Annotated in this window: 21 protein-coding genes; all 21 read left to right on the top strand. The window is 47.4% G+C overall.

The window, feature by feature from the left end; genetic code table 11:
- Positions 1 to 36 precede the first annotated feature (36 nt).
- Complete coding sequence (locus ACRRNK_RS13820) at positions 37 to 591, top strand: DUF6115 domain-containing protein (protein ID WP_433943307.1); 555 nt, start codon at positions 37 to 39, stop codon at positions 589 to 591.
- Entirely contained in the window at positions 588 to 1,223 is a 636-nt protein-coding gene (locus ACRRNK_RS13815; RefSeq protein ID WP_433943306.1) for a hypothetical protein, read from the top strand. Before ACRRNK_RS13820 ends, ACRRNK_RS13815 begins: the two co-directional genes overlap by 4 nt.
- Before the next feature lie 192 nt (positions 1,224 to 1,415).
- Positions 1,416 to 2,114: a 30S ribosomal protein S2 gene (gene rpsB / locus ACRRNK_RS13810; protein WP_127199687.1), complete on the top strand. Its 699-nt coding sequence runs from the start codon at positions 1,416 to 1,418 to the stop codon at positions 2,112 to 2,114.
- 125 nt (positions 2,115 to 2,239) lie between these two features.
- Positions 2,240 to 2,890 carry a translation elongation factor Ts gene (gene tsf / locus ACRRNK_RS13805; RefSeq protein ID WP_433943305.1) on the top strand — a complete coding sequence of 217 codons (651 nt, stop codon included), beginning with the start codon at positions 2,240 to 2,242 and terminating at the stop codon, positions 2,888 to 2,890.
- Positions 2,891 to 3,069: 179 nt separating this feature from the next.
- Entirely contained in the window at positions 3,070 to 3,798 is a 729-nt protein-coding gene (gene pyrH / locus ACRRNK_RS13800; RefSeq protein ID WP_068619280.1) for a UMP kinase, read from the top strand.
- Positions 3,798 to 4,352, top strand: a complete 555-nt coding sequence (gene frr / locus ACRRNK_RS13795; RefSeq protein ID WP_433943304.1) for a ribosome recycling factor — start codon at positions 3,798 to 3,800, stop codon at positions 4,350 to 4,352. Before pyrH ends, frr begins: the two co-directional genes overlap by 1 nt.
- Before the next feature lie 69 nt (positions 4,353 to 4,421).
- A complete protein-coding gene (locus ACRRNK_RS13790; RefSeq protein ID WP_433943303.1) occupies positions 4,422 to 5,189 on the top strand; it encodes an isoprenyl transferase in 768 nt (255 codons plus the stop codon).
- A gap of 21 nt (positions 5,190 to 5,210) precedes the next feature.
- Positions 5,211 to 6,014: a phosphatidate cytidylyltransferase gene (locus ACRRNK_RS13785; protein WP_433943302.1), complete on the top strand. Its 804-nt coding sequence runs from the start codon at positions 5,211 to 5,213 to the stop codon at positions 6,012 to 6,014.
- Positions 6,015 to 6,053: 39 nt separating this feature from the next.
- Positions 6,054 to 7,193, top strand: coding sequence for a 1-deoxy-D-xylulose-5-phosphate reductoisomerase (locus ACRRNK_RS13780; RefSeq protein WP_433943301.1), 1,140 nt, complete (start codon positions 6,054 to 6,056; stop codon positions 7,191 to 7,193).
- 116 nt (positions 7,194 to 7,309) lie between these two features.
- Positions 7,310 to 8,581 carry an RIP metalloprotease RseP gene (rseP, locus tag ACRRNK_RS13775; RefSeq protein ID WP_433943300.1) on the top strand — a complete coding sequence of 424 codons (1,272 nt, stop codon included), beginning with the start codon at positions 7,310 to 7,312 and terminating at the stop codon, positions 8,579 to 8,581.
- A 93-nt stretch (positions 8,582 to 8,674) separates the two neighbouring features.
- Positions 8,675 to 10,126 (top strand): proline--tRNA ligase, encoded by a 1,452-nt coding sequence (gene proS, locus ACRRNK_RS13770; protein WP_433943299.1) that lies wholly within the window; start codon positions 8,675 to 8,677, stop codon positions 10,124 to 10,126.
- A gap of 231 nt (positions 10,127 to 10,357) precedes the next feature.
- Positions 10,358 to 14,674: a PolC-type DNA polymerase III gene (locus ACRRNK_RS13765; RefSeq protein WP_433943298.1), complete on the top strand. Its 4,317-nt coding sequence runs from the start codon at positions 10,358 to 10,360 to the stop codon at positions 14,672 to 14,674.
- 233 nt (positions 14,675 to 14,907) lie between these two features.
- Positions 14,908 to 15,369 (top strand): ribosome maturation factor RimP, encoded by a 462-nt coding sequence (rimP, locus tag ACRRNK_RS13760; protein WP_251375619.1) that lies wholly within the window; start codon positions 14,908 to 14,910, stop codon positions 15,367 to 15,369.
- 45 nt (positions 15,370 to 15,414) lie between these two features.
- Entirely contained in the window at positions 15,415 to 16,512 is a 1,098-nt protein-coding gene (gene nusA, locus ACRRNK_RS13755; RefSeq protein WP_433943297.1) for a transcription termination factor NusA, read from the top strand.
- Positions 16,513 to 16,533: 21 nt separating this feature from the next.
- Complete coding sequence (gene rnpM / locus ACRRNK_RS13750; RefSeq protein ID WP_433943296.1) at positions 16,534 to 16,848, top strand: RNase P modulator RnpM; 315 nt, start codon at positions 16,534 to 16,536, stop codon at positions 16,846 to 16,848.
- Positions 16,841 to 17,164, top strand: a complete 324-nt coding sequence (locus tag ACRRNK_RS13745) for a L7Ae/L30e/S12e/Gadd45 family ribosomal protein (protein ID WP_127199699.1) — start codon at positions 16,841 to 16,843, stop codon at positions 17,162 to 17,164. The genes rnpM and ACRRNK_RS13745 overlap by 8 nt, the downstream gene beginning before the upstream one ends.
- Positions 17,157 to 19,727 (top strand): translation initiation factor IF-2, encoded by a 2,571-nt coding sequence (gene infB / locus ACRRNK_RS13740; RefSeq protein ID WP_433943295.1) that lies wholly within the window; start codon positions 17,157 to 17,159, stop codon positions 19,725 to 19,727. The genes ACRRNK_RS13745 and infB overlap by 8 nt, the downstream gene beginning before the upstream one ends.
- A 15-nt stretch (positions 19,728 to 19,742) precedes the next feature.
- Positions 19,743 to 20,090, top strand: coding sequence for a 30S ribosome-binding factor RbfA (rbfA, locus tag ACRRNK_RS13735; protein WP_433943294.1), 348 nt, complete (start codon positions 19,743 to 19,745; stop codon positions 20,088 to 20,090).
- A gap of 13 nt (positions 20,091 to 20,103) precedes the next feature.
- Positions 20,104 to 21,081: a DHH family phosphoesterase gene (locus ACRRNK_RS13730; protein ID WP_433946899.1), complete on the top strand. Its 978-nt coding sequence runs from the start codon at positions 20,104 to 20,106 to the stop codon at positions 21,079 to 21,081.
- Positions 21,078 to 21,998, top strand: coding sequence for a tRNA pseudouridine(55) synthase TruB (gene truB / locus ACRRNK_RS13725; protein WP_433943293.1), 921 nt, complete (start codon positions 21,078 to 21,080; stop codon positions 21,996 to 21,998). The genes ACRRNK_RS13730 and truB overlap by 4 nt, the downstream gene beginning before the upstream one ends.
- A 43-nt stretch (positions 21,999 to 22,041) precedes the next feature.
- Entirely contained in the window at positions 22,042 to 22,989 is a 948-nt protein-coding gene (locus tag ACRRNK_RS13720; RefSeq protein WP_433946898.1) for a bifunctional riboflavin kinase/FAD synthetase, read from the top strand.
- The last annotated feature ends 12 nt before the right edge of the window (positions 22,990 to 23,001 follow it).

Genomic DNA, 23,001 nt, shown 5'->3' with positions numbered 1-23,001 from the left:
TTCTTATAACTACAAACAGTAAATTGGGTGAAAAATATGCCAATAGGAAGTCCATGGTTTTATATTGTCCTACTGGGAGCGGCCGTTATCGGCTATGCCTTTTTTCTTCCATCACGCAAGCCGGGTAGAGAGCAAGTATCTAGTGGGGCGGCTGATGTGGAAGCTACATTAGAACACTATATGACCGAAATTGAAAGAGAAAACACAGAAATTATTGAACTTATGGCCGAACTCAAACAGGACACGGCTGTCAAGCAGCTTTCCCTGCAGGAACAGGTTGCCGAACTGCGCACCAGATTGCTGGAAGTGGAGAAATTGACATCTTTGCAGGAAGCTAGGGTGGGAACGCTCGTATCCAATTCTGCACAGCTGGAGAGCGACAAGCTAGCTGCTGCTGCTCAGGTAGTGGAACAGCCCGCCGAGGAAGAGCCTGTTGCTCGGAGAAATACGGTAAGAGACCGATACCCAGAGCTATTTAAATTATATGATCAGGGTAAATCGATTGATGGCATAGCCAAGGTTCTGAATTTGCAGCGCGGCGAAGTGCAGCTTATCCTGCAGCTTGCAAGCAAGGAGGAATCTCCGGCATGAAGAACCGCACTTTTATGATTGGTTTGGGTGTGGGGTTAATTCTAGGCGCCCTCTTGCTTCAAATTATGCTAATCGGACAAGGGAATGAGTCTAGTCAGCTTCTGACTAAGCAGCAGGTTCAGCAGGCCGCTGAGCGTCTCGGTATGAAGGTCTATGAAGGGACTGAGCAAGTTCTAACTGCGCAGGAATGGGAAGCCAAAGCCAAAGAAGAGAGCCAGAAGAAAGATCAGGCTAAGACGGAGACTCCAGCTGAACCTAAAGCTCCTTCTTCGACTAAGACCCCGGCAGCCCCTGAATCCACTTCGTCACCGAAATCACCAGCGGCTCCGGATCGTACTAATTCTGCGAGCAAGCCAAGCGCTCCCCAAGTAAGCACGCCTGAGACCAGTAAGACATCTGAACCTAAGAAGCCGGAACAGATCTCGTTTAAGATCTCCTCCGGCGAGAACCTCACCAAGGTGGCAGAGGGCCTTAAGAGCGCGGGGATCATCTCTGACAAGAGTGCCTTCATTCAGACTGCCATAGACAGTAAAGCGAATTACAGCCTGCAGACAGGTACTTATACCTTCAAACCAGGCGAAAGCCTGTCTTCAATTATTTCTAAGATTACTTCGAAGCCGTCCGGGAAATAACCCCCCTGGAGCGGCTTTTTTTGATTATGGAGATTATATTGCAAGGACAATTCAATTGTGTTATATTAAATGACGGTGTTAAAACACACGCTGACTGATTTCGTTAAGGGTGCTTACCATTACGGGAGTTTTAACGAAAGATGACATCGGCGGAGGGCATCATACAAAAAACCAATTAGGAGGTGTGTGAAGATGGGAGTTATCTCCATGAAACAACTGCTTGAGGCAGGCGTTCATTTCGGTCACCAGACACGTCGCTGGAACCCGAAAATGGATCGTTATATCTTCACTGAAAGAAACGGTATTTACATTATTGACTTGCAAAAAACAGTCAAAAAGGTAGAGGAAGCGTACAACTTTGTGAAAAGTGTGGCTGAAGAGAATGGAACAATTCTTTTTGTCGGCACTAAGAAACAAGCTCAAGATTCTGTAAAAGAAGAAGCTGAGCGCGCTGGTCAATTCTACATTAACCAACGTTGGCTCGGAGGTACTCTGACTAACTTCCAAACTATTCAAAAACGTATCGATCGTTTGAAGACTTTGGAAAGATGGGAAGAGGACGGTACTTTCGCAGTTCTTCCTAAGAAAGAAGTTATCATTCTTCGCAAGGAGAAAGATCGTCTTGAGAAATTCCTCGGCGGTATTAAAAATATGAAGGGTCTGCCTAGCGCACTCTTTATCATTGATCCTCGCAAAGAGCGTATCGCGGTTGCTGAAGCCCGCAAGTTGGGTATCCCAATCGTTGGTATCGTTGATACGAACTGTGATCCAGACGAAATCGACTATGTTATCCCAGGTAATGATGACGCGATCCGCGCTGTTAAATTGCTGACAGGTAAAATGGCTGATGCTGTGATCGAAGCGAACCAAGGCGAACAAACTACAGCTTAATTAGCTTAGGTATATGTTGAATTAAATGAAAAGGGTGGTTGGTAGGTGCTAAAACCTCTCACTACCCTTTTTTTAAAGGATAAAATTAAGCTTTACTCCCACTAAAATTGATGGAGGTTATACTCATGGCAGTAGATGCAAAAGCGGTAAAAGAACTACGCGAAAAAACAGGCGCGGGTATGCTTGATTGCAAAAAGGCTTTGGAAGAAGCAAACGGAGATTTGACGAAAGCGGCTGAACTGCTTCGCGAGAAAGGTCTTTCCGCGGCAAGCAACAAAGCTGGACGTGTTGCAACAGAAGGTGTGGTTCAATCTTACATCCACGCTGGCGGACGTATCGGCGTTCTTGTTGAAATCAACTGTGAGACTGACTTCGTGGCTATGACAGAGCAGTTCAAAGAATTCGCTCGCGACATCGCTATGCACATCGCGGCTTCGAACCCTAAATATGTTCGCCGTGAAGAAGTTCCTGCTGGCGATATCGAGAAAGAGAAAGAAATTCTTAAGGCTCAAGCGCTTAACGAAGGTAAGCCTGAGAAAATCGTTGAGAAAATGGTCGAAGGACGTATCGGTAAATACTACGAAGAATATTGCCTGCTTGAGCAATCTTTCGTTAAAGACCCGGACAAAACTATTTCCCAATTGCTTAACGAGAAGATCAGCACAATCGGAGAGAACATCTCCATCCGCCGTTTTGCCCGTTACGAGCTGGGCGAAGGCCTTGAGAAGAAAGTTGACAACTTCGTAGAAGAAGTATTGTCCCAAGTTAAGAACTAAACAGTCTATCTTTGCATGAGGATCTGAAATATTTAGATTTTAGATCCTTACGCAAGAGCGTATAATATAACTAAATGGAATCTAGAAAAGACTGGAACACGCCGTGTTCCTTCTTTTTTAACTAAAAGTTTAACTAAGAGGCCTATAGAAATCGGTGATTTAAAGTGGAGGGTTTGCATTTGGAACAGCCTGTATTTAAACGTGTTGTCTTAAAGGTCAGCGGAGAGTCTTTAGCCGGACAGAACGGTTACGGTATAGATGCCGAAACCATTACCTCCATTGCAGAGCAGGTCAAAGAGGTCGTTGAGCTTGGTGTGGAAGTTGCAATTGTCTGCGGAGGCGGTAACATCTGGAGAGGTATTGCAGGCAGCGCTAAAGGTATTGACCGCGCAACTGCGGACTACATGGGGATGCTGGCTACTCTGATGAACTCGCTTGCCCTGCAGGACGCATTAGAACAAATTGATGTGCCAACACGGGTTCAGACGTCTATTGCGATGCAACAGATTGCTGAACCATATATCAGACGGAGAGCAATCCGTCATCTTGAAAAAGGGCGTGTCGTTATTTTTGCAGCAGGAACAGGGAATCCGTTCTTCTCAACTGATACGACTGCAGCTCTTCGTGCAGCAGAAATTGAAGCCGAAGTAATTCTAATGGCTAAGAATAAGGTAGACGGTGTCTACTCTGCTGATCCATTCGTAGATCCGACTGCTGAGAAATTTGAGCAGCTGACTTATATGGAAGTACTCAGCAAGAACCTGGGTGTAATGGATTCGACGGCATCCTCGCTGTGTATGGACAATAATATCCCGCTTATCGTGTTCGCAATAACAGAGCAAGGCAACATTAAACGTGTCGTTCTTGGTGAAAGAATTGGCACAATCGTTAAAGGGAGTGTAGACTAATGCCACAATCGGTTAAGAAAAATGCCGAAGAACGCATGGACAAAGCCATTCAATCCTTGAAGAGAGATTTGCTGACTCTTCGTGCCGGACGTGCTACTCCAGCTCTGCTTGATCGGGTGCATGTGGAATATTACGGCGCATCTACTCCACTCAATCAATTGGCTAACATTAACACGCCAGATTCCCGTACATTGCTCATTCAACCTTGGGACAAGTCGTCTTTGGCTGATATTGAGCGTGCTATTCAAAAGTCTGATCTGGGTCTTACACCGGCTAATGACGGTGCGACCATTCGTCTGTCTATTCCTCCTCTTACGGAAGAACGCCGGATTGAGCTTGTAAAGACAACGAAGAAATACGGTGAAGAAGCTAAGGTGGCTATTCGGAATATCCGCCGTGATGCCAATGACGATATTAAGAAGCTAGAGAAGACAGATATCTCTGAGGACGAATCCCGTCGTCATCAAGATGATATTCAAAAAACGACTGATAAATTTATCGCGGAAGTTGACAAAGTGCTCGCTGCGAAAGAAAAAGAGATTATGGAAGTTTAAGAGACGTAAGCGGCCCCTCCTTATATGGTGGGGTTTGTCTCTTTTTCATCACCGCTTGGAGGAAAAGGAATGATTAAAGTATTTCAATCCTGGTGGAAAAAAGAACAAAAGCAGACTCTTCCGAGCTTGTCAAAGGACAATGTTCCGAGCCATGTTGCAATCATTATGGACGGCAACGGACGTTGGGCCAATCGCCGCGGCTTACCGCGAATTGTTGGACACCAGAACGGAATGAAAGCTGTCAAACGCACGGCGATCGCAGCGGACGAGATAGGTATTAAATATTTAACGCTTTATGCTTTTTCTACGGAAAACTGGAAAAGACCCAAAGATGAAGTCGATTTCTTGATGCGTCTTCCTGAGGAGTTTCTGGCGATTGAGCTGGAAGAACTAATTGAGAAGAATGTGCGGATTCAAATGATGGGACATCCCGAAGAGCTTCCCAAGCATACGATTGCGGCTATGGAAGAAGCCATCAGACGTACCAAGCATAATACAGGTCTGGTTCTGAACTTCGCCTTGAACTACGGTAGCCGGCGTGAAATTAAAGAAGTATTCAAGGAGGCAGGACGGCAAATTGCCGCGGGATCACTTTCACCTGAAGATCTCACAGAAGAGTGGATAGGGTCCCATCTTCATTCCTCAGAGCTTCCTGATCCGGATCTGCTGATTCGCACAAGCGGCGAACTCAGACTCAGTAACTTCATGTTATGGCAGCTCGCATACAGTGAACTTTGGTTTACGGATATATACTGGCCGGAGTTCTCGAGAGATCATTTGTTTCAAGCTGTCGCTGAGTTTCAGAGGAGAACACGGCGGTATGGCGGATTATCTTAAGCAGGACGGAGGTGGACATCTTTGAAGCAACGTATCATTACAGGACTTATAGCGGGCGTGTTATTCCTTGGGCCTTGCCTAGCAGGCGGTCTATGGTATCATGGTTTAATTCTGATCATGTCACTGATCGGTTATTATGAATTTATTCGTATGACCAAGACGCCGCCCTGGAGCGGCACTGCATTACTTGGCTTCATCGGTGTCATCATGCTCGTATTTCCGTGGAAGCTGCTGGGTAGTCCTTTCCTGCCTGAGCCGCTCCAAATCATATGGTTGTTAATGCTTCTATTTTTGTTTGTTACTGTTTTTACAAAGAATGCTACGAATATTAACCATGTGGCGATGCACTTCTTGGGTGCTATCTATGTGGGGATTGGGTTCTCCTATATTGCAGAATCCCGTAATACACCGGATGGACATGGGTTGTTCTGGACCTTTCTTCTCCTGTTCTCCATTTGGGCAAGTGATGCGGGAGCCTATTTTACAGGACGCAAATGGGGGAAGAATAAGTTATGGCCGGCGATCAGTCCCAACAAAACGGTGGAAGGGGCACTTGGGGGTGTCCTTATTGCGATCGTAACGGCTTCCGTATTCGCCATTTTCTCCGGTGGACTGTTATCAATCCCGCTTGCTGTCTTGATTGGCGCTTCAGCAGCTGTGGTTGGTCAGTTGGGTGATTTGGTGCAATCCGCTTACAAGAGAGTATACGGGATTAAGGATTCAGGTACATTGCTTCCTGGGCACGGCGGGATATTGGACAGGTGTGACAGCTGGATCACGGTGTTTCCCTTTGTACATATTCTAATGCTGCTTCCCTTCAACTAAAGTTGGTATCGGGCAGAGATATGAGATGAGAGGTATGTTATGAAGAAACTGGCAATCATCGGTTCAACCGGTTCTATAGGTACACAAACACTGGATGTCGTTTCGGCATACCCGGATCATTTTCAAATTGAAGGTTTGGCTGCCGGTACTAACCTGGAGCTGTTCCTTAGCCAGGTAAAGCAGTTCAATCCGAAGAAGGCTTCTGTTGGAAGCAAAGCGCTAGCAGATGAGATTAGGCCTTACTTGCCTCAAGGCGTGCAGCTGTTCTATGGTCCCGAAGGGCTTATCGAAGTCGCGGCTGGAACAGATGCGGACATGGTAATCACTGCAGTTGTTGGCAGTACAGGTCTTCCGGCTACAATTGCTGCTATTCAAGAGGGGAAGACAATTGGGCTTGCTAACAAGGAGACTCTTGTCACAGCAGGTCACTTGGTTACCTCGTTAGCAAGAGACAAGGGAGTCTCTCTGCTTCCGATCGACAGCGAACATTCGGCTATTTTTCAATGTCTAGGCGGGGAGAATAAGTCGGATATTGCACAAATCACGCTAACCGCTTCGGGCGGCTCATTTCGTGATATGACAAGGGAACAGCTAACCAATGTAACCGTTGAGGATGCCCTTAAGCATCCGAATTGGTCCATGGGAGCTAAAATCACAATTGATTCAGCAACCATGGTCAATAAAGGGCTTGAAGTGATTGAGGCTCACTGGTTATTTGATCTCCCTTATGAGAAGATCGGCGTTTTGCTTCATCCGGAAAGCATCATTCATTCCTATGTAGAATTTCAGGATAGCAGCATTATTGCACAGCTCGGTAATCCGGATATGCGCGTACCCATTCAGTATGCACTCACCTATCCCGATCGGTGGATTTCCAAGACACCGCGGTTATCGCTCGCACAAATTGGCAGCCTGAACTTCCGAGAGATGGATTTCAATCGGTTCCCATGTTTAAGACTAGCCTTTGAATGTGGTAAAATAGGTGGTACGGCTCCATCTGTATTTAATGCAGCAAATGAGGTTGCGGTTGCCCGCTTTTTGAACCGGGAGATATCGTTTCTGAAGATTGAATCTATCATAGAAGAGACCTTGTCTCGTCATACGGTTGTGGCAAGCCCTGATCTTGAAGCGATCCATGAGGCTGATGGTTGGGCCAGGGAGACAGCTTCCCTTTTGTAGGGACTGGTCCGGAAGTAGAGATCCTTGAATACTCCGGTCCGGAAATAGTATGAATGGTGAAGAATTAGCAGGGTAATCATACACAGCGACCTGATAACAAAGGAGGATGCTCTCGATTGGAAATGCTGCAGATTATATTTCTGACGGTGCTGATGTTTTTTCTCATCGTAACTGTCCATGAATGGGGACACTATTACTTTGCGAAACGCGCCGGTATTCTGGTACGTGAATTTGCAATTGGCTTTGGTCCAAAATTGTTTTCTTACAAACGGGATGAGACTCAATTCACACTTAGACTACTGCCCTTTGGCGGATACGCCCGCATGGCAGGAGAAGATCCTGAACTTGTAGGAGTACAGCCTGGCCAGACGGTAGCGCTCCGGCTTTCGGGTCCTACGGTTACCAAGATTTATCTGGACCGGCTGGATAACCGGAAGAATGTAATTCGCGGTGAAGTTCAGTCTGCGGATCTGGAAGATAAGCTTCAGATTATTCTTGATGTTGACGGGGATAGTCAGACCTTTCCGGTTGATCCCAAGGCTGTGTTAATTGCGAAAGGCAAGGAAATTCAGATTGCCCCAAGGGATCGCCAATACGGAAGCAAAACCGTTGGACAGCGTGCACTTTCCATATTCGCTGGACCCTTGATGAATTTTATTTTGGCTTTTATTTTGTTCGCTCTGCATACACAAATGGCGGGAATTCAAATTGAAAATCCAACTTATCTGGAAATTGGTGAAATTTCAAAAGGAATGCCAGCAGATGAGGCTCATTTGCAAAAGGGCGATATCATAGATACGATCAATGGAGTTAAGGTCGGGGCAGATCGTGATAACATGATTAAGCTGATCTCCGCTTCCAAAGACAAGCCTATGGATTGGACAGTAATCAGAAACGGTCAGCCGCTACAGGTGACTCTTACGCCTAGGGAAATGGCGGGTCAAGAAGGTGGAAAGGTGGGGGTAACCCCTGTGTTTCCTACGCGGAGTGCCGGGTTTGGAGAGACTTTCACGACAGCCGGACACGACATGGTCAATACAACAGACGCTATTTTTCTAGGCTTCAAGCAGCTGATTAATAAATTCAACATGAACGATCTTGGCGGACCCGTTCGTACATTCGAAGTTACAGGTCAAATCGCCAAGCAGGGGATTGTACAGTTGACTTACTGGGCGGCCATTCTTAGCTTATATCTGGGGATCTTTAACCTTCTTCCGATTCCAGCACTTGATGGCAGCCGTCTTGTCTTCCTGGGTGTGGAGGCACTCCGCGGCAAGCCGGTCGATCCAGGCCGGGAGGGCATGGTACATTTCATCGGATTTGCGATGCTATTCCTGCTTATGATTGCAGTAACGTACAATGATATATTGCGTTTGATTAACGGATAAAAAGATGGAATGAACTAAAGGAATCGATCATGCAGTCTTTAGTTCAATTCATATAGAAATTCAGGGTTATTTAATGGGAGGACAACGTTTCTTATGGCGAACGAAGACAAACAGTTTGTGACCGAAATTACACCCCAGCAGGAGGATTTCTCGCGCTGGTATATTGATGTAATCAAAAAAGCGGATCTAATGGACTATTCACCTGTTCGGGGCTGTATCGTGTTTAAGCCTGACGGGTATGAGATCTGGGAACATATCCAGCAAGAGCTGGATCGGCGTTTCAAAGAGACTGGACACCGGAATGCATACTTCCCCTTGTTCATCCCGGAGAGCTTTTTCCAGAAAGAGAAAGAGCATGTGGAAGGATTTAATCCTGAGCTCCCTTGGGTAACTGAAGCAGCTGGTGAGAAGCTGGAAGAGCGTCTTGCCGTTCGTCCGACTTCTGAGACCATGATCGGGCATATGTACGAAAGATGGATTCAGTCCTATCGTGATCTTCCGGTTCTGATTAATCAGTGGGCGAACGTGGTCCGCTGGGAGAAACGGACTCTCCCATTCCTACGCACAAGTGAATTCCTCTGGCAGGAAGGGCACACTGCACATGAGAATGAAGAGGAAGCACGCGAGGAAACGATGAAGATTCTGGAGATCTATCGTGACTTTGTTGAGAATTATCTTGCGATCCCTGTTATTGTGGGTCAGAAGACCCCGTCTGAGAAATTTGCGGGTGCTGTGGATACTTTCTCGATTGAAGCTATGATGAAAGATGGCCGCGCCGTACAGGCGGGAACCTCTCATTATCTCGGAACTAATTTTGCCAAAGCTTTCGAAATCAAATACCTGAATCGTGAAAATGTACAGGAGTATGTTCACACCACTTCATGGGGTGTCAGCACACGTCTGATCGGTTCTCTGATCATGGTCCATGGGGATGACCGAGGTCTGGCTCTCCCACCTAAAGTGGCTCCTAAGCAGGTCATGATTATTCCGATCGGCCCTCCTAAAACTCGTGATTTGGTTGTAGGTAGAGCAGATGAATTGTTCAGTGAGCTGAAGAAGGCCGGTGTCCGTGTAGGTATTGACGACCGTGCAGATGTACGTCCTGGCTGGAAATTCAACGAATATGAAATGCGCGGAGTTCCGATCCGTCTTGAGATTGGACCTCGGGATATGGAGAACGGTGTATGTGTTCTGGTATCCAGAATTAGCGGAGAGAAGAAGGTCGTTGAGCAGGCTAATCTTGTTCAAGAGGTTCAGGCAATGCTGGAGCAGGTTCATCAAGAGATGTATGCTCGCGCTAAATCCTTCCGCGAAGAGAATTTCTATTCCGTGGATACTCTGGATGAGATGAAAGCCAAAGTCGAAGAACAACGCGGCTTCACCCTTGCTGGCTGGTGCGGTTCTGATGCTTGTGAGGACACCGTGAAGAGCGAGACTGGCGCAACAAGCCGGAACATTCCATTCCGTGCTGAGGTGGAGAAGCACACTTGTCTCGTGTGTGGCGAACAGGCTAAGCACACCGTGTTATTTGCCAGAGCCTACTAAAATAGCGCCCCGATCAGAAACGTCATGTAAAGTTAGCAGGTAACCTGCATTACACATAGTACAGAGGGGGCTTCCGGCAGTATGTTGATTGGGCAAGAATGCCCGCAACTCTCGGTCTGGAAGCCTTTTTTATTTCAGGCAAATGAAACTGATGGAGATAGCACGAATTCGAGCTTTATAAGTGTCAGCATATAAGAATTAACGTATTTGAGGTAAGAAGGGGAGGGGAACATGAGCCAAGCGGGGGACAAGAGAACACGGTTTGAGCTCTTAATGAAGCAGACGGAAATTCCGGGCGCTTTAATTGATGCCCATTTCCTGGATGGATGGATTGAGAAGGTAGAAGTAAGTCGAAGCAATAAAGAATGGAAGATCGTTATTCATAAAGAAACACTGGTGCCTGGCCAGGTTTATAGGACTTTTTGTCTCCAGGTTCAGGAGAGAATGCAGCACATCTCAAAAATCAGTTTTGAATTTAAATACGCGAGTGGGATCACCAGCACCCAGATCGTTTCGGAATATTGGAAGCTGTTTCTGGAATGGGTTCAGCGTGAGGTTCCTTCCGTCAACGGATGGATGACAAGGGCGACCTTTGAAGTCGAGCAGGACCTGGTTGTTATTTCCATGAGCGATGCGACGTCGCTTGAGCTTGCCAAGAAGAAGGGCATAGATCGGGCGGTAGTAACTTTTTATGAAACCTACTTCGCACTTCCTTTAAGGGTAAAGCTCCAGACGGGTGAAGGCCGTAATGAAGCGTTTGAAGAATTCCAGCAGCGGATTGTCGAGGAAGAACGTGAAGTTATTCAGCAGATGATGACCAGCATGGAGCCAGAGCCAGAGCCTGAAGATGATAGCGGGGAAGTAGTTAAGCTTCAGGTAGGCTATGAAATCAAGGAACAGCCAACACCGCTCAAGGATATTCAGGATGAAGAGAAGAAGATTACGATTCAAGGAACGATCTTTGGTCTTGAGAGCAAAGAGCTTCGTAACGGAAGCACACTCTTTACGTACTACCTGACTGATTTCAGTGATTCTTTGCAAATGAAGATGTTCGCCAAGAACAAGGAAGATCTCAAGATCATGAATCAGCTTGCAAATGGTAAATGGGTGAAGGCTCGCGGACGTATCGAATATGATCGCTTCATGCAGATCCCCGAGCTTGTTATGATTCCTTCGGATCTGACAGAAGTTGGAGCGCCTGCTGGACGCAAGGATAATGCTCCCGAGAAGCGGGTTGAATTCCATCTGCACACGACCATGAGCACCATGGATGCGGTAACCCCGATTGATCAATATGTCAAAATGGCTGCAAAATGGGGCCACAAAGCCATAGCCGTTACCGATCACGGCGGAGTTCAGTGTTATCCTGATGCCGCCAAAGCGGCGAAGAAGAACGGAATCAAGATGATCTACGGTGTAGAAGCTAACGTAGTCAATGATAATGTGGCTGTTGTGCTTGAACCAAGGCCACTAGAACTGAAGACTGCGACGTATATTGTCTTTGACATCGAGACAACAGGGTTGTCAGTTACTCAGAACAACATTATCGAGATCGCCGCAATCAAAATGGTGGAAGGTAAGGAAATTGACCGTTACGCTACGTTCGTCAACCCTCATGAACGTATTCCTTATAACATCCAGCAGCTGACTAACATCAATGATGACATGGTCAAGGACGCACCGGATGTTGAGCCTGTGCTGAAGGAATTTATCGAGTTTGCCGGGGACGGTGTTCTAGTGGCTCATAATGCCAGGTTCGACGTTGGTTTTGTCAACGCCAAGCTTAAAGATTTGAATATGGAGCCCCTCAGCAACTCTGTGCTGGACACACTGGAACTTGCAAGATTGCTGTATCCAACTTTGAAAAATCACCGTCTGAATACTCTGGCGGCCAAATATAAAGTCTCCCTTGAAAATCATCACCGGGCTATTGATGATACCGTTGCCCTCGGTGAGATCTTGAACGGCCTGCTTGAAGATGCCGCCAAGATTCAGGGGATCACCATGCTGGATCGACTGAACGATCATGTTGGTAAAGACTTGTCCAATGTTCGTCCGTTCCACTGTAGTATTTATGCGCTTAATCCTGTGGGCAAGAAGAATTTGTTCAAGCTGATCTCCATGTCCCATACCGAATATTTCAAACGTGTGCCTTGCATCCCGAAATCCAAGCTGGTGGAGATGCGCGAGGGTCTTCTCGTTATATCCGGATGTGAGAAGGGCGAGTTCTTCGAAGCCGTGCTTAATAAGTCGGTGGAGGAAGCCGAGGAAGTGGCTCAGTTCTATGACGTACTGGAGATTCAGCCGCTAACCATGTATATGCATCTCGTGGAGAAAGGTCTTGTAGGCAGCCCTGCCGAACTCGAGACTGCAGTTCGTAAAGTATGTGAAATCGGGATGAAGCTCAGCAAGCCGGTTATTGCCACAGGTAACGTGCATTACCTGGAGCCCCGCGATAAGCTGTACAGGGACATTGCGATTCACGGGATTACCGGGTTTAGCCCACTCAAGGATATCCGCAAGCCGGATGCCCACTTCCGTACGACGGAAGAGATGCTGAAGGAATTTGAGTTCCTTGGAAGTGAGAAAGCCCACGAGGTTGTAGTGAAGAACACATCGGAGCTGGCTGAATCCTTTGAGGAGTTGGAACTCTTCCCGGATAAGCTGTTCACGCCTATCATTGACGGGGCTGACGAGGAGATTCGGCAGACTTGTTATGATACGGCCAAGTCCCTTTATGGGGAGGAGCTGCCGGAAGTAGTGGTCGCAAGGTTGGAGAAAGAGCTTGAGCCTATCATCAAATACGGGTTCTCCGCCAACTATCTGATCTCCGAGCGTCTTGTTAAGAAATCCAATCAAGACGGCTACCTGGTAGGTTCCCGGGGTTCGGTTGGTTCGTCTGTAGTAGCTACGTTCCTCGGAATCTCTGAGGTTAATCCGCTGCCTGCCCACTACCTGTGTCTGAACAAAGAGTGCAAATATAGTGAATGGTTCCTTGATGGTAGTATTCCCAGCGGTTTTGACCTTCCGGACAAGCCCTGCCCTAAATGCGGTGAGAAATTGAAGGGTGAAGGTCAGGATATCCCGTTCGAGACGTTCCTTGGATTTAAAGGGGATAAGGTTCCCGATATCGACCTTAACTTCTCCGGAGAATACCAGCCACATGCCCACAACTATACCAAAGAGTTGTTCGGAGAGAAGAGCGTATTTCGTGCCGGAACCATCGGTACGGTTGCCGAGAAGACCGCCTTTGGATTCGCGAAGAAATATGAAGAGGATCATGGTAAAAAGTGGCGTGCAGCCGAGCTGAGCCGTCTGGCTTCAGGATGTACAGGCGTTAAGCGCAGCACCGGTCAGCACCCGGGTGGTATCGTAGTCGTTCCCGATTATATGGAAGTGGATGATATTACTCCAGTTCAATATCCGGCTGATGACACATCCTCTGAATGGAAGACCACCCACTTTGATTATCACGCCTTTGACGCGAATCTGCTCAAGCTTGATATTCTGGGTCACGATGATCCGACCATGATGAGAATGCTGCAGGATTTGACGGGGGTTGATCCTACGACGATCCCCATGAATGATCCGAAGGTTATGAGCATGTTCAACTCAACGGAGGCGCTTGGTGTATCGCCGCAGCAAATTCGAACCCCTGTAGCCACCTACGGGGTGCCGGAGATGGGTACGAAATTTGTACGTCAGATGCTTGTGGAATCACAGCCGTCCTCTTTTGCCGACTTATTGCAGATCTCGGGACTGTCTCACGGTACTGGCGTGTGGCTCGGTAATGCACAAGAATTAATCAAGAATAATACATGTAACATCAAGACCGTAATCGGGTGCCGCGATGACATCATGCTCTTCCTGATCTACAAAGCGGGTATGGATGCGGGGCTTGCCTTCAAAATTACGGAAAGCGTGCGTAAGGGTAAGGGTCTGCCGCCCGAGTGGATAGAAGAGATGAAGAAATGCAAGGTACCTCAGTGGTACATTGACTCCTGTCTCAAAATCCAGTACATGTTCCCGAAAGCCCACGCGGCGGCCTACGTTATCTCGGCTGTTCGTACGGCTTACTTTAAGCTTTATCATCCGATTGAATTTTATGCCACCTACTTCTCGGTTCGTGTAGAGGATTTCGATATCGAGCTTTGCTGTCAAGGGTATGAAGCAATCTACCGGAGAATTGAGGAGATCGAGCAAAAGGGCTTCCAGGCGCTGCCTAAGGAGAAGAATATGCTCCCGATGCTGGAAATGGCGCTTGAAATGACGGCCCGTGGACTCCGGTTCCAAAATATCGACTTGTATCGTTCGGATGCACTGAAATTTACCGTCGATGGGGATTCATTGATCCCTCCATTCTCAGCCCTTGCAGGGATCGGGGATAATGCTGCCCGTAACATTGCCGCAGCGAAGGATCAAGGTGAGTTTCTCTCGATCGAGGACTTCCAGCAGAAGTCCAAAGCAAGTAAGACGGTTATTGAGCTCTTGAGCCAAATGGGGGTATTCAGGGGGTTGCCTGAGAGCAATCAGTTATCCTTGTTTTAAGTAAAGGGCAGCCTTATTAGACCGCCTCCAGAGCTTGTGTTAGGCTGCCCAAGTCCTCATGGGATAAGGGTTCAGCGCTAGTGTAGTCAGGGTCTCTTACTTGTCAGTGTTACTGGACTATGTTATAATTTTTTTGGTAATCATGGAGATAGAACCGTTGTGTAAAGAGTGGGGAAACCCACTCTTTACTCTTTGGTATATAGGAATGAAGTTTCTTTTGGAGGTATGAACGCTTGAGCACACCTAAAATCAAAGCACATGTTGAACAATTGGCCCAGCCTTTTTTAGCGGATAACGGCTTTGAATTAGTAGACATTGAGTATGTGAAAGAAGGCAATAACTGGTTTCTGCGCGTATTCGTTGATAAAGATGGCGGCATCGACATCGATGACTGCGGACGGATCAGTGAGTACTTAAGTGAACAGCTTGATGCCAATGACCCGATTTCGACTGCGTATTTCCTTGAGGTGTCATCTCCTGGGGCCGAGCGGCCGCTGAAGAAGCCGGAGGACGTAATCAAGGCTGTTGGCAAAGACGTATTTGTGACTACATACGAGCAGATTGATGGCCTTAAGGAATTCGAAGGCCGGCTTCTTTCATTTGAGAATGACGAACTGCTCGTGGTTTCGGGAAAGAAGCAGCATACCATCCCGTATTCGAAAGTCGCCAGTGCCAGACTGGCTATTATTTTCTAACTGAAGACAAGAACGGTGAATTATGAAAGGGGGAGCTTGAAGCAAATGAGTATGGATTTTATCGAAGCTATGAATGAATTGGAAAGAGAAAAAGGAATCAGTAAAGATATTTTGTTTGAAGCGATTGAAGCTGCTTTAATCTCCAGTTATAAACGCAACTTTAATACCGCGCAAAATGTACGTGTTGACATGAACCGTCATACTGGAGCAATCAAAGTGTTCGCCCGCAAGCTTATTGTGGAAGAAGTGCTTGATCTGCGGACCGAGATTTCGCTTCCGGCAGCGCGGGAGATTAACCCGCATTTTCAATTGGACGATATTGCTGAAATTGAAGTCACACCGCGCGATTTCGGACGTATCGCGGCCCAAACAGCGAAGCAGGTTGTTACCCAACGTATCCGCGAGGCGGAGCGGGGCTTGATCTATAATGCTTTTGTAGACAAAGAAGAAGATATCGTGACCGGGATTGTACAGCGCCAAGATGCCCGTAACATTTACGTGGACCTTGGTAAAGTAGAAGCCCATCTTCCGCTTAATGAGCTTATGCCGAATGAGAAGTTCAAGCACGGAGACCGGATCAAAGCCTTCATCACCAAGGTCGAGAATACGACCAAAGGGCCACAGATCCTACTCTCCCGCACACATCCGGGTCTCCTCAAACGGTTGTTTGAGCTCGAAGTTCCTGAGATTTTTGACGGCGTTGTAGAAATCCGTTCTGTCGCTCGTGAGGCTGGATTCCGCTCCAAGATCGCGGTCTATTCCCGGAACCCGGAAGTGGATCCGGTTGGGTCATGCGTAGGTCCGAAAGGGCTGCGCGTACAGACGATTGTGAACGAGCTTCGCGGTGAGAAGATTGATATCGTCCGCTTCTCGGAAGAAGTACAGGAATATGTCGCTAATGCACTAAGTCCTTCTAAAGTGCTTGAAGTCGAAGTGTTCGAAAGCGAGAAAATGGCACGTGTTATTGTTCCGGATTACCAGCTCTCTCTGGCTATTGGGATCAAGGGACAAAATGCCCGTCTTGCTGCAAAGCTTACCGGCTGGAAGATCGATATCAAGAGCGAGAGCCAGGCCGAGCAAGAATATGGAAGACCAAGAACAGCAACTGAAGAACTTCCGCAAGATTCAATTTCTATAGATTAATGCAAAGGCGGGGGCATACAGATGAAGCCAAGAAAAATACCGCTTCGTAAATGCGTCGCCTGCCAGCAGATGATGCCTAAGAAGCAGTTGATCCGTGTAGTAAGAACACCTGAAGACGAAGTCATGATTGATTTATCCGGAAAAAAATCAGGACGGGGCGCTTATCTGTGCGGGCAGGTCTCCTGCTTCAAGCTGGCACATAAGAACCGGGCGCTAGACCGGGCACTAAAGACGACAGTGAAGCCTGAAATTTATGAACAGCTTGCTCGTGACTTCATTGCGGTGGAAGATGAGTTTACTGCAATGGCTAAACAGGAAAGTGATGACGATGAATAAGGCGTATTCCCAGCTCGGATTGGCCATGCGGGCGGGGAAAATTGTCACCGGAGACGAGATTGTATTAAAGGCCATTCGTTCTTCCGAAGCTAAACTAGTCATTCTTGCAGGGGATGCTTCCCCGAACACACAGAAGAAATTCCGCGACAAATGCGGGACGTATAAAGTCCCTTTGATAATCGGATTTAAACGGGAGCAGCTGGGTACAAGCATAGGCAAACCGGAGAGGATTGTACTGGCTTTGACGGATCAGGGTTTCGCAGCGATGATTCGAAAAACAGTGAGTAATTTGTCGGAGGTGGAGTATATTGAGTAAACAAGATAACAAGGATAAGCTCAGAGTATACGAATATGCAAAGTCACTTAATATGAGCAGCAAAGAAATCATTACCATTCTTAAACGTTTAGATATCCCCGTTAATAATCACATGAGTGTGATGGAGAATGATGCGGTATCCCGTGTGGAGAATTTCTTCAAAGATATCAGAAGCAATGCCGCAGCCAAAAGAGATGGTTCAGAGTCCAAGGACGCGCATGTTAAATCGCCGGCTTCGGTCTCCGCAGGAGGAGACCACAAACCGAAGAGCCAAGTTCAAGATCAGGGTGGACAGCGCGCAGATCACGGAAGTTCTGAACAAGCTGCCTCACTAAATAATCAGGATTCAAACAAAAATCAACAGGAAAAGCAGGTACGCATGAATAATAATAAACCCCAAAATCAATCGAATAACCAGGTTCGCAGTAACCAGTCAGCTGGCGGAAGCCAGCAAGGCCAAGGCCGCTCAGGCCAAAATAATGGAAGCCGCAGCAACACTGCTTCCAGCAGCAATGGACGTCCTCAAGGCGGAGGACAGCATGCATCCAGCACGCCGCGTCCACACAACCAACAGAACCGTAGTTCTCAGCCGCAGGCCAGAACCGCTTCTTCAGGTAACGACAATTACTCTTCTAACCGTGGTGGTCAAGGCCAAGGTCAGAAGAGAAATGGCAATAACAACAATGGAAGACCGGGACAAAAACGGTTTGATGACAACAAACCAGGCGGTTATAAGAATAACCGTGGCGGGAAGAATAATCGTGGCAGAAATGCTCAGCCTCAGGAACGCCGCGAGAAAATTGACAATACACCTAAGAAAATCATCGTTCGCGGTGAAATGACTGTAGGTGAGACAGCGAAGCTGCTTCATAAGGACGCTTCTGAAGTTATTAAGAAGCTGATCTCCCTAGGTGTAATGGCAACCATTAACCAAGAGCTTGATCTGGATACCATTCAGCTTCTGGCAGGAGACTATGGCGTTGAAGTTGAAATCAAAATCCATGTTGAAGATGACCGGTTTGAAACACTGGAGGAAACGGACGATGAAGCAGATCTGAAAGAACGTCCTCCGGTTGTTACGATTATGGGTCACGTTGACCATGGTAAAACGACCCTGCTTGATGCCATCCGTTCTACTAACGTAACCGGCGGTGAAGCGGGCGGGATTACCCAGCATATCGGCGCGTATCAGGTTGAGATTAATCACAAGAAGATTACATTCCTCGATACCCCGGGTCACGAAGCGTTCACAACGATGCGTGCCCGCGGTGCGCAGGTAACGGATATTACCATTATCGTTGTTGCCGCAGATGACGGTGTTATGCCACAAACTGTGGAGGCGATCAGCCATGCCAAAGCAGCAGGGGTCCCGATTATCGTTGCGGTGAACAAGATCGACAAACCAGATGCTGATCCAGATAGAGTAAAACAAGAGTTGACGAACTATGAACTGGTCCCTGAAGAGTGGGGCGGAGATACGATCTTTGTCAATGTATCGGCTAAGCAAAGAATCGGACTGGAAGGTTTGCTTGAAATGATTCTTCTGGTTGCCGAAGTTAATGAATATAAGGCTAACCCGGACAAACGTGCACGCGGAACTGTAATTGAAGCCGAGCTTGATAAAGGACGCGGACCGGTGGCGCGCGTACTCGTTCAGCATGGTACCCTCAAAGTCGGAGATGCTTTTGTAGCAGGTAACTGTTTCGGTCGTGTCCGTGCGATGGTTAATGATAAAGGACGCCGTCTGAAAGAAGCTGGCCCTTCAACTCCGGTCGAAATTACGGGATTGACCGAAGTGCCGCAAGCCGGCGATCCGCTTATGGTATTTGAAGATGAGCGCAAGGCTCGTTCCATTGCCGAGAAACGGTCGATTACCCAGCGTCAATCTGAAATGGGCTCCAATACCCGTGTTACCTTGGATGATTTGTTCAAGCACATCAAAGATGGAGAAATTAAAGACCTCAACGTGATCATCAAAGGTGACGTTCAAGGTTCTGTGGAAGCTCTTAAAGGCTCCCTTCAGAAGATTGAAGTTGAAGGCGTTCGTGTTAAGATCCTTCACAGCAGCGCTGGTGCCATTACAGAGTCGGATATTATTCTGGCGGCGGCATCTAATGCGATCGTGATCGGCTTTAACGTCCGTCCAGAGCCACGCGCCAAAGCGGTGGCCGATGAAGAGAAAGTGGATATTCGTCTACACCGGATTATCTATAATGCAATTGAAGAGATTGAACAGGCTATGAAAGGAATGCTTGATCCGATCTATAAAGAAAGTGTTATCGGTCATGCTGAAGTTCGTAACACGTTCAAGATCAGCAAAGTCGGTACAATTGCCGGATGTATGGTTACAGACGGTAAGATTACCCGCTCGGCTGAGATCCGTTTGATCCGCGAAGGTATTGTCGTATTTGAAGGCAAGATCGATTCCTTGAAACGTTTCAAGGACGATGCCAAGGAAGTAGCACAAGGCTATGAGTGCGGGATTACCGTTGAAGGTTACAATGATCTCAAGGAAGGCGACGTTATTGAAGCCTTTATTATGGAGACTGTAGAACGCAAGTAATTGTGAGGTGTAGTCATGGCTAAGAATCGTACAGGTCGCGTAGGCGAACAGATAAAAAAGGAACTCAGCGTTCTGATTCAAACGGAAATGAAAGATCCTCGGATTGGATTTATCACCGTAACCGGCGTTGATGTAACAAGTGATTTATCCCAAGCCAAAGTATACCTCAGTGTATTTGGGGATGCCGAGCAGAAGGAGAACTCACTGAAAGGTTTGGAGAAGGCCAAGGGCTTTCTTCGGTCAGAGCTAGGCAAGCGGGTTATGCTTCGGCATACCCCGGAACTTATTTTCAAAATTGATGAATCGATTGCTTATGGCAGCCATATCGAGAAGCTGCTTGGAGAGATTCACGAAGACAAATAAGAAGGAGACGGCAATGCAGACCAATGAACGGGAGCTCCAAGATGCGAAGGCATTTCTTATGGAGCATAATGACTTCTTGGTAGTATCGCATGTACAGCCGGACGGAGACGCAGTCAGTTCCACCCTAGCGGTGGGCTGGCTTCTCTCATGTCTGGGTAAAAATTACACTATGGTCAATGAAGGGCCTATTCCGCGCAGAATGTCTTATTTGTGGCATGCAGATCAAATTATTGATTTGTCGGACAATCCCCTTGAGACTACATACAAGCATGTAATCTGTGTGGATTGCGCTGATTTTCAGCGTGTTGGACAGACGCAGAAGTATTTTGCGGAGAATGTACTTATCCTGAATATTGATCACCATCCCACGAATGATGCTTATGGAAGTGTAAATCTTATTCATCCAAAGGCTGCCGCAACGGCTGAAATCCTGTTCGATTTGATCGAATATATGGGTACTGAGTTGACTAAAGATATCGCAACGGCTTTGTATACAGGACTGCTGACTGACACGGGAGGCTTCCGCTATTCCAATACAACACCTAAAGTGATGGCAGCAGCCTCCAAGCTCCTGCAGTATGGGGTGGATGGACCGGGCTTATCCGAACTGCTGCTTGAACAGCTGACCTATCCGCAGCTTCGTGTCCTGACAAAAGCCCTTAATAAGCTTCAGCTTAGTGAGGATGGTACGATTGGCTGGGTTAGTATCACGCCGGAGGATATGATAGAGACTGGTGCGGCTAATGAGGATTTGGAGGGCATTGTTAACTACCCCCGTAATATTCAGGGTGTCGAAGTTGGTATGCTGTTCAAAGTGATCCATGATAATGCCGTCAAAGTCAGCTTGCGTTCCGCGGGTAAGGTAGATGTTGCCGCCGTTGCCCAGAGCTTCGGAGGAGGCGGGCATGTTCGTGCTGCCGGCGCACGAATTGAAGGAAATCTCGATCAGATTATCAAGCAGGTCGTAGAACGGGTGAAAGAGCAGCTATGAGTGGTTATGAAGGTGTTTTACCGATCCATAAACCTGCGGGCTTTACTTCACATGATGTGGTGGCTAAAGCCCGGGGGATGCTAAAAATGAAACGGATCGGGCACACAGGTACACTTGATCCTCAAGTAACGGGTGTGCTTCCACTATGTCTCGGACGTGCGACTCGGGTTGTCGAGTATATGCAGGAAATGCCCAAGGAGTACGAGGCTACTCTAGTCCTTGGGATTGCCACAGATACGGAAGATATGACCGGTTCTATTACTGAGCGCGCCGAGCATATTGAAGTTAGCAAGGAGCAGGTGCTTGAAGTGCTTGAACAGTTCGTGGGAACAATCTCCCAGGTTCCTCCCATGTTCTCTGCTTTGAAGCAGGACGGCAAACGCCTTTATGAGCTCGCCCGTGAAGGGAAGACCGTGGAGCGTAAGTCACGGGAGGTCACCATCCACCAGCTTGAATTAATGTCATTCGATCCGCAGGGTCCCAATCCTACAATTTCATTTCGGGCTCTTTGCTCCAAAGGGACCTATATTCGTACACTCTGTGTAGATATAGGTAAGGCACTGGGAGTACCAGCTTGTATGTCAGAGCTTAAGCGGACGATGTCCGCAGGAATTCCTCTGGCTCGTTGTCTGACATTCGAAGAAGTAGAGGCCTGTGTTCAGAACGGAACCTTGAATCAATATTTGATTCCCGTTGACCAAGCGATCTCACACCTTGCTTCCCATCAGGTAATTCCTGAGAAAGTGAAAGCTGCTCTTCAAGGGCAGCGTCTTTCTGGGTCTGCGGTGCAGCCAGAGGTTAAGAGCGAGGAGCCAATTCGCTTATATGGTCCAGATGAAAGGTTTCTTGGGATCTTTCACCGGGAAAGGGAGACAGGTGCAATCGCTGCAATCAAAGTGTTCCTACCGGAAGACTAGAGCAGCAGTGATAGTAATTTAGCGGAAATTGCAGGTGAGAAATTTGGAAACTGTACACATATCCTATCCTTTAAATAAGGAAATTATCGAACGTTTCGCCAAGCCGCAAATTCTGGCTCTTGGACAATTTGACGGTCTGCATCTTGGACATGTCAGTGTGATTCAGGCTGCGATTAAGGAAGGGGCTGCTCATAAAGTTCCTACTTCGTTAATGACCTTCTATCCTCATCCGAAGGAAGTAATGAAGAAAGGGGATTATGATGGTTACTTGACGCCGGCCAAGGAGAAGGAAGAGCTTTTGCGCTTGGCCGGTGTTGATTTCTTATATGTCGTTGAATTTAATCAGGACTTCTCCCGGATCAGTCCCAAGGAATTTGTAACGGAGATGCTGCTTCCGCTGCAAATTCATACCGCGATTGTGGGGTTTGATTTCAGATTCGGCCATAAGGGTGAAGGTGAAGCGGACATGCTTAAGACCCTTGGCGAAGGTCACTTTCAGACTTATACTGTTCCGCCTTTTGTCATTAATGACGAGAAGGTCAGCAGCTCCGGAATTCGTAAGTATCTTCTGGAAGGCAATATTGCTCTTGCTAATGAGTGGCTAGGACGGCCTTATACACTTTCAGGCACCGTCATCCATGGGGAGAAGAGAGGTCGGACCATTGGCTTTCCTACAGCAAATGTAGAGCTTACTGAACCTTATGTGCTTCCAAAGAACGGAGTTTACGCGGTCGTTGTGAAGCACGGTGAAGATGAGCTGCACGGTGTGATGAATATTGGTGTGAAGCCAACCTTCCATAGTGGCGTAAGCAAACGCTGGTTCGAGGTGCACGTGTTCGATTTCAGTGGTAATCTCTATGGCCACGATTTGCGGGTTGAGCTTATAAGTTATATTCGTGAGGAACGGAAGTTTCAATCGATTGAAGAGTTAATCTCGCAGATCTCCAAAGATGCGGAGACGGCCCGCAGTCTGCTAAAAAGTTTGAAATAATGAAGTAAAAAG

The organism is Paenibacillus sp. SN-8-1 (genome assembly GCF_050995535.1).
In the GTDB taxonomy this organism is placed as follows: domain Bacteria; phylum Bacillota; class Bacilli; order Paenibacillales; family Paenibacillaceae; genus Fontibacillus.
The sequence above is the reverse complement of the archived record's forward strand: the minus strand, read 5'-3'. Positions and strand labels throughout refer to the sequence as shown.

Coding starts and splice junctions, on each gene's coding strand:
- ACRRNK_RS13815 (WP_433943306.1), top strand. CDS start 588: ATGAAGAACCGCACTTTTATGATTGGTTTGGGTGTGGGGTTAATTCTA.
- ACRRNK_RS13765 (WP_433943298.1), top strand. CDS start 10,358: ATGAGCCAAGCGGGGGACAAGAGAACACGGTTTGAGCTCTTAATGAAG.
- rpsB (WP_127199687.1), top strand. CDS start 1,416: ATGGGAGTTATCTCCATGAAACAACTGCTTGAGGCAGGCGTTCATTTC.
- ACRRNK_RS13730 (WP_433946899.1), top strand. CDS start 20,104: ATGCAGACCAATGAACGGGAGCTCCAAGATGCGAAGGCATTTCTTATG.
- proS (WP_433943299.1), top strand. CDS start 8,675: ATGGCGAACGAAGACAAACAGTTTGTGACCGAAATTACACCCCAGCAG.
- ACRRNK_RS13820 (WP_433943307.1), top strand. CDS start 37: ATGCCAATAGGAAGTCCATGGTTTTATATTGTCCTACTGGGAGCGGCC.
- frr (WP_433943304.1), top strand. CDS start 3,798: ATGCCACAATCGGTTAAGAAAAATGCCGAAGAACGCATGGACAAAGCC.
- rnpM (WP_433943296.1), top strand. CDS start 16,534: ATGAAGCCAAGAAAAATACCGCTTCGTAAATGCGTCGCCTGCCAGCAG.
- truB (WP_433943293.1), top strand. CDS start 21,078: ATGAGTGGTTATGAAGGTGTTTTACCGATCCATAAACCTGCGGGCTTT.
- rbfA (WP_433943294.1), top strand. CDS start 19,743: ATGGCTAAGAATCGTACAGGTCGCGTAGGCGAACAGATAAAAAAGGAA.
- nusA (WP_433943297.1), top strand. CDS start 15,415: ATGAGTATGGATTTTATCGAAGCTATGAATGAATTGGAAAGAGAAAAA.
- ACRRNK_RS13745 (WP_127199699.1), top strand. CDS start 16,841: ATGAATAAGGCGTATTCCCAGCTCGGATTGGCCATGCGGGCGGGGAAA.
- tsf (WP_433943305.1), top strand. CDS start 2,240: ATGGCAGTAGATGCAAAAGCGGTAAAAGAACTACGCGAAAAAACAGGC.
- ACRRNK_RS13790 (WP_433943303.1), top strand. CDS start 4,422: ATGATTAAAGTATTTCAATCCTGGTGGAAAAAAGAACAAAAGCAGACT.
- ACRRNK_RS13780 (WP_433943301.1), top strand. CDS start 6,054: ATGAAGAAACTGGCAATCATCGGTTCAACCGGTTCTATAGGTACACAA.